This is a genomic window from Photobacterium sp. OFAV2-7 (assembly GCF_022347985.1).
Classification (GTDB): domain Bacteria; phylum Pseudomonadota; class Gammaproteobacteria; order Enterobacterales; family Vibrionaceae; genus Photobacterium.
On record NZ_JAKRFQ010000210.1, the window covers coordinates 1 to 6655 of the forward strand.

The 6655-nt window shown below is 50.2% G+C and carries 6 protein-coding genes; 1 reads left to right on the forward strand and 5 read right to left on the reverse strand.

The genetic code is table 11. The features are described from left to right. Positions 1 to 66: 66 nt before the first annotated feature. From MHN01_RS12430 to MHN01_RS12450, 5 genes are all read right to left on the reverse strand, one after another. Positions 67 to 390 (reverse strand): DOPA 4,5-dioxygenase family protein, encoded by a 324-nt coding sequence (locus tag MHN01_RS12430; protein ID WP_239411639.1) that lies wholly within the window; start codon positions 388 to 390, stop codon positions 67 to 69. Positions 391 to 537: 147 nt separating this feature from the next. Then, positions 538 to 1272, reverse strand: a complete 735-nt coding sequence (locus MHN01_RS12435) for a GMP synthase (protein ID WP_239411640.1) — start codon at positions 1270 to 1272, stop codon at positions 538 to 540. A 6-nt stretch (positions 1273 to 1278) separates the two neighbouring features. Further along, positions 1279 to 2442 (reverse strand): iron-containing alcohol dehydrogenase, encoded by a 1164-nt coding sequence (locus MHN01_RS12440; RefSeq protein ID WP_239411641.1) that lies wholly within the window; start codon positions 2440 to 2442, stop codon positions 1279 to 1281. A 5-nt stretch (positions 2443 to 2447) separates the two neighbouring features. Beyond that, entirely contained in the window at positions 2448 to 3860 is a 1413-nt protein-coding gene (locus tag MHN01_RS12445; RefSeq protein ID WP_239411642.1) for an aldehyde dehydrogenase family protein, read from the reverse strand. 11 nt (positions 3861 to 3871) lie between these two features. Beyond that, entirely contained in the window at positions 3872 to 5239 is a 1368-nt protein-coding gene (locus MHN01_RS12450; RefSeq protein WP_239411643.1) for a glutamine synthetase family protein, read from the reverse strand. A 195-nt stretch (positions 5240 to 5434) separates the two neighbouring features. On the opposite strand from MHN01_RS12450, the gene MHN01_RS12455 reads away from it, so the two are divergent. Continuing rightward, positions 5435 to 6655 (forward strand): tryptophanase (locus MHN01_RS12455; protein WP_239411644.1); only part of this gene is annotated, 1221 nt, incomplete at its 3' end.

A 6655-nucleotide genomic window follows, 5' to 3' on the forward strand; every position in this document is an offset into this window, starting at 1 on the left:
TTCGAAGAAAAGATAAAACAGTGGATTAACTGTTATTCCTAGAAAGGCTTTTAAAGTCATTAGTTGTTAGTGGTGCCCGAAGATTTCTGTACGGACGCTGAGCCTTTCACCAAGCCAGATAGCATCGCGGGTATGATCGGCGAGATCATTGCCGGTAACCGGGTGGATCAACACAGAAAGCCCGGCGCGATGTTGTTCGAGCCATTCGATGAAACCAAATTGATTATCGTTGAAGTGTACCTCAAACATTGGCTTCACATGGGGGCCTACTTTCTTTCTAACCAACGGAAATATTGCGGTAGTGTCTGCTCTGCTTAGTCTGATCTGTTGATGGATCTGTTCAGCAAGTGGTTGTTGGGAAAGATCAAAATATATATGAGCATGGTACATTGCTGTTTCTCCTGCGGTTATATCAAACCGGGCATTTATCTGTTTGATATAACTAATTGTAGAGAAACTGGTACTGACCACCATAACTCCCGGTAGAAGAAGATGTTCGGATATTTCGAATAATATATCGCCTTGCTACACGCTGTTCTAGCGAGAGAAGTTCAGGTGGCGAAGTTTGATAAAGTTAATCATCCATTGGGTGACACCTATGTAGTCGGTAGGTTGGTTTAATGAAAGTAAGGCGTGCTTTGAAACTTGCGGTGGATAGCTATCACGTCTTAATTTGATCAGATCGTGGCTGTATTCGGGAGTAAACTCCGGGTGTCCCTGAATACCAAGAAAGTGACTACCAACCTGAATCATTGCGTAGGGGCAAAATGCACTACCAGCCAGTACCCGTGTATGCTTGGGTGGTTCAATGACTTGGTCCTGATGGCTGACCAGCAGTGAGTAGCTCCTCACTGCTGGTGTGAGCCAGCTATGTTTGCTGACTTCGTCAAGTTGAAGCTCCACCTCGGCAACGCCAAGCCCCCAGCCTTTGTCCGAGCGACAAACCTCGCCGCCAAGTGCCCTGGCAATCATCTGGTGGCCGAAACAAATGCCGACAAAAGGAATATGTTGTTGGTACAGCTGGTGGATGAAGGCTTCAAACGTGCGGATCCATCTGATGTCATCGTAGACGCTGTACTTGCTGCCCGAACTGATATAGGCATCGCACTCATCGAGTGAGTCCGGATATTGGCCGTCGATAACCCGATAGAAGTGAAGAACGATGTCTGAATCTACTTGGCGAAATAGCTCGCTGAACATTTCCGGGTAGTTGCCATGCTGTTTTTGCAGTTCTGGTCTAACATCGTCACAGAGTAAAATACCCAGTCTCATAGCGCCTCAGTCAGTTAGGTTGCCGCTAACGGCACGGCTAAAGATATCTGTATACTGCGAGGCGCCGAAGGGCACAGGATTGCCAGCTGCTGCCGCATCTGCCGCAGCCATTTCACCGATACGATGAGCTTGTTGGTTATCGATTCCAATTTCAGCCAGAGTATGGGGAATGGCCAGTTCTTCCCGGAGAGATAGTACCCACGCCATAACACCGTCAAAGTCAGGCTCGGACAGGGCAAGATATCGACCCAGGCGCGCCATTTTCTCGTTGATTCTGGGGCGGTTGGCGGTGAGAACATAGGGCATAAGAATGGCGTTAAGCAGCCCGTGGTGCTGGTTATATACTGCACCTAATGCGTGAGCGAGGGCATGCATTGCGCCGAGGCCTTTCTGGAAGGCGGTAGCTCCCATTGTAGATGCAACGAGCATTTGGGTGCGGGCCTGAATATTGTTACCGTCAAGATAGGCGACGGGAAGGTAGTGCATGATCATCCGCATAGCTTCGAGAGAAATGGCCTCGGCCATCGGATGATAGGACGGCGAACAGAAAGCTTCCAGGTTATGCGACAGGGCATCCATTCCGGTTGCGGCTGTCAACGGTTGTGGAAGTGCGGTGGTGAGTGCAGGATCAAGCAAGACGCGTACAGGCATCATCTTGGGGTGAAAAATGATTCTTTTTACCTGTTGGCTTTCATCGGTGATCACTGAGGCTCGGCCGACTTCCGAGCCGGTACCTGCTGTAGTTGGTATGGCGATAACCGGCGCAATAACATTGGCATCGGCTTTCTGCCAGTTGTCTCCCTTATCTTCAAACTCCCAAAGTGGGAGAGACTGATTTGCCGCCAGTGCAATTGCCTTGGCGGCGTCTATACTGGATCCTCCACCAAAAGCAATAATGCCGTCATGTTTACCGTCCTGGTAATGGCGTATCCCGGCTTCGACATTCTGCCCGGTTGGGTTTCCTTGAACGCCGTGAAATATCTGAATCTCCAGATCGGCATGGCGACATTGAGCAAGGGCATTTCGAACCATTTTGCTGTCAGCCAGGATGGGGTCAGTCACCATCAAGGGTTTATGGATGCCAGCTTCTTTACAGTACTGAGCAAGCCGGTCGGAACAATGTTCACCAACTGTCATTGCGGTGGGGTAGTGCCAATGCGCCTCGAGCATAACGGTTACTCCTGAAGGTGCTTGATATGAAATGATTTAGGTCGAGTCAGGGTTTCAAACCCAAGTTTTGACAAGGCGCACCCGCGCCCGGAGTGCTTAACACCCGCCCAGGCAAGCGCCGGATCAAGGTAGTCGCAGCGGTTGACAAAAAACGTGCCGACGTCCAACTGCTCTCCCAGTTTTACGGCCTGCTTGGTATTACGGGTAAAAATGCTGGCGGTAAGCCCGAATTCGCTGTCATTCATCAGCGTAACGGCCTCATGATCGGAATGTACTTTCTGGATGGCAACAACCGGGCCGAACGTCTCTTCGGTCATGACGCGCATCTGGTGAGTGACATCAGTCAGCAACTGGGGGGCTAAATATGGCGTACCCGGTTTGCTGGCAGGAAAGTCAGATTCATTGATGTGGGCCGTCGCTCCCATCTCTATAGCCTGCTGAATTTGCTCCCGGACGAAATCGGCGGCTGATGTTCGCACCAAGGGGCCTAGAGTGGTCTCGTATTCAAGTGGCGAGCCAAGCTGGTAAGCATGAATTTCCTGTATGGCACGACTGACGAACTCATCATGAATAGTGGCATCGACATATACTCGTTCGATGCCACAACATGATTGTCCACCGTTAAACAGAGCACCCTCGACGACTGTGGATACCGCATGATCCAGATCGGCATCGGCACGGATATACGCGGGATCTTTACCACCCAGTTCTAGGCCTATGTTGTGGAAGTGCCCGGCCGCTGCTTTCTCGACCATCCTGCCACCAGATACCGAACCGGTAAAGACCACGTGCTGTATCTGTTCGCTGGCGATCAGTTGTTCGGTATCTTCATGATTGAGAAAGAGATGCTGGAATACGCCTTTGGGCAACCCGGCCTCATCAAAGGCCTGCTGTAGTCGCTCAGCACATAATGGCGTCTGTGAGGAATGCTTGAGTATTACGGCATTACCCGCGAGAAGAGCCGGAATGATCGAGTTGATAGCGGTGAGGTAGGGATAGTTCCAGGGGGCGATAACAAAGACAGTTCCGAGAGGTTCATGTTTGATATAGCGTGTAAACCCTGGCTTTTTATTTAGGGTGATAGGCTCAAGCGCCTCGTCACAGATGGAGATCATATAACGAGCTCGTTCTTCAACGCCTCTTAGTTCGCTACTGCTATAGCGAATAGGGCGTCCCATCATCCAGCTGATCTCGCAGGCAATCATCTCCTTGTGGGTCAGCAGGGCATCAATGGCTCTGGTGCAATAGGCTTTCCGCTGTGAGAGCGATGTTTGTCGCCAGTGACTTTGCGAGATATTTGCCCGTTCCAGTGTAGCAATGATGTCTTCCTGGCTGGCTAACGGCTGGGTGACAACGATGCTATTATCCGCCGGGGAAACTGTTTGTAAGATTGTGGTTTCATCAGGTTGATGTGTCATGCCTGCTTGCCTCAGATGATTTCGAAATAGCGGTTGAGTTCCCAATCAGTAACATGCTTTCTAAATTCTCTGTCTTCCCATTCTCGTGATGCTGCGAAATGCTCTACAAAGGCATCACCAAACAGCTCGCGAGCAGCCTGCGAAGCTTTGAAGCGCTGGGTTGCATCCCATAGGGTACGAGGTAGTTCCAGCTCTTCAGGGTGGGGCTGTTCATAGGCATTGCCGGTAACAGCGTCATAGGGCTCCCATTCCTGTGCGATGCCATACAGGCCAGAACCGAGTGCTGCTGCAAGCGCAAGGTAGGGGTTGGCGTCAGCGGCGCCAATTCGGTATTCGATACGTTGACTTTTAGGCGAGCCTGATATCACCCGTAAGGCTGTGGTGCGGTTTTCGATACCCCAGGTAGCATCTGTAGGTGCCCAGAATCCGGGGATCATCCGGCTATAGCTGTTGACGGAGGGAGCTATCATACACAACAGTTCGGGCATCAGCCGTTGCTGACCAGCGAGAAAATGGCGTTGGATCTGGCTCATGGTATGAGGCTGGTCAGAGTCAAAAAACGCTGACGAACCGTCTTTGTTCTGTAATGAAAGGTGAATGTGGCCACTCTGGCCGGGATAATCATTGCTCCATTTCGCCATAAAGGTCGCCAACAAGTTTTGCTTTTGCGCCAGCACTTTCATATAGGTCTTAAATAGTGCGGCTTTGTCACCAGCCGCTTCGGCATGGTCGACGGCAATAGCGGCTTCTATTACACCGGGGCCCGTTTCCGAGTGGATCCCCTCTATCGGAAAGTTCATGGTTTCGGCCATGGCAAGAATACTTTTGTATAAATCCGAGTAGGTAGAGTTGCGGATCATTGAATAGCCAAACCAGTCAGGGGTGACGGTTTCTAAGTTCCTGAAGCCCTTTTCTCTGGCGGAGTGCGGGGTTTCATTGAAGAGAAAAAACTCATACTCAAGGGCGGCCATGGCATCAAACCCCATCTCGCCGGCATTGTCGATCACTTTTCTTAGTGTGGCCCTGGGGCAAATCGATTCGGCTTTTCCGGCAAACTCGGCAATAAACAACAGCATTCCGTCTTCATCGAGGACGTCTCGACAGCTGTCTGGAATTATACGAACGGGGGCATCGGGGTAGCCGGTATGCCAGCCAGTATATTGGGTGTTGTCATAAAGTTGATCTTTAACATCCCATCCAAGGACGACATCACAAAAAGCGAACCCGTGTTCGAGCGAAGAGAAAAATTTGCTTTTCGACATATATTTGCCGCGCATGACACCGTCATTGTCAAATAACCCGACTTTGACGTGTGTGAGGCCGCGGTCATTGATAATGGCTTTGGCGTCGTCGATCGTCTTGACGTCTCTTGGTTCCATAATGCTGGCATCCCTGTTAACTGTTAGAGCAGCCGGATAATGTTGTTGGTGCCTTTAAAGTCGTCTGAGTCGTCTCAAGCTCAGTTTGAAGCAATAAGGCTTTATAGGTGGCTGATATATTTAACGTAGGAAGGCGAAGGGTATTCGTCAAATTAGGTAACGCCTATAGTTAGTGATGAGGACGAGGAGGCGCCGATGAAACGTATTCCTGAACCCTTTCGTATAAAAATGGTAGAGCCTATTCGGATGACAACTCTGGCGGAGAGGCAAGATGCGTTGAGGCTAGCGGGTTACAACCCTTTTGCGCTGAGAAGTGAAGATGTCTATATCGACCTGCTGACCGACTCCGGTACCAGTGCCATGAGTGATTCACAATGGGCCGGATTAATGCTGGGGGATGAAGCTTATGCGGGGGGCCGGAATTTCTATCACCTTCAGGCTGCCGTTGAAGATATTTTTGGCTACTGTGACTTTGTGCCGACTCATCAGGGACGTGGTGCAGAGCAAATACTGTTTCCGTGCCTGGTTGAAAAAATGCGGCAGGAGCGTGGCGGTCAACAACCCGTTTTTCTTTCTAATTTTCATTTCGATACTACAGCGGCTCATGTGGAGTTGGTCGGGGGCAAGGCCATTAATATCGTGGATGAAAGGGCATTTGATACTGATCTTCTTTATGACTGGAAGGGCAATATTGATCTAGAGAAACTGAAAGCATGTATTGCTCACTATCATGCGGAGAATATTGCGGGGATTATTGTCACCATAACCTGTAACAGTACAGGGGGGCAGCCGGTGTCAATGGAAAACCTGAAAGCGGTTTATCAGGTAGCCAAACAGTATCAAATTCCGCTGATCATGGATTCGGCCAGGTTCTGTGAAAACGCTTGGTTTATCAAACACAGGGAGGCTGGTTATCAGGATCATTCGATTAAACAGATTGTTGCCGAGATGTACCAGTACGCCGACATGCTAACGCTGTCAGCCAAGAAAGATCCCATGGTTAATATCGGTGGGTTATGTGCTATTCGCAATGATCGAGCCTTGTTTCAGGATGTACAAACCCGCTGTGTACCCATGGAAGGTTTTATTACTTATGGTGGCATGGCTGGCAGAGATATGGAGGCACTCGCGCGTGGCCTTTATGAGGGGCTGGATGAGGATTTTCTCACCTACAGAATTAAACAGGTTGAGTACCTGGCATGCCAGCTTCAGGAAGGGGGAGTGCCGATCCAGTTACCTGCGGGTGGGCATGCAGTCTTTGTTGATGCAAAAAAGGTGCTGCCGCATATTCTGCCTGAACAGTTTCCTGCTCAGGTGTTATGTAATGCGTTATATCTGGAGGCTGGGATCCGGGCTGTTGAGATAGGATCTTTATTAGCTGGGCGTGACCCTGTCACGAAGCGGCAAAAGCCGTCT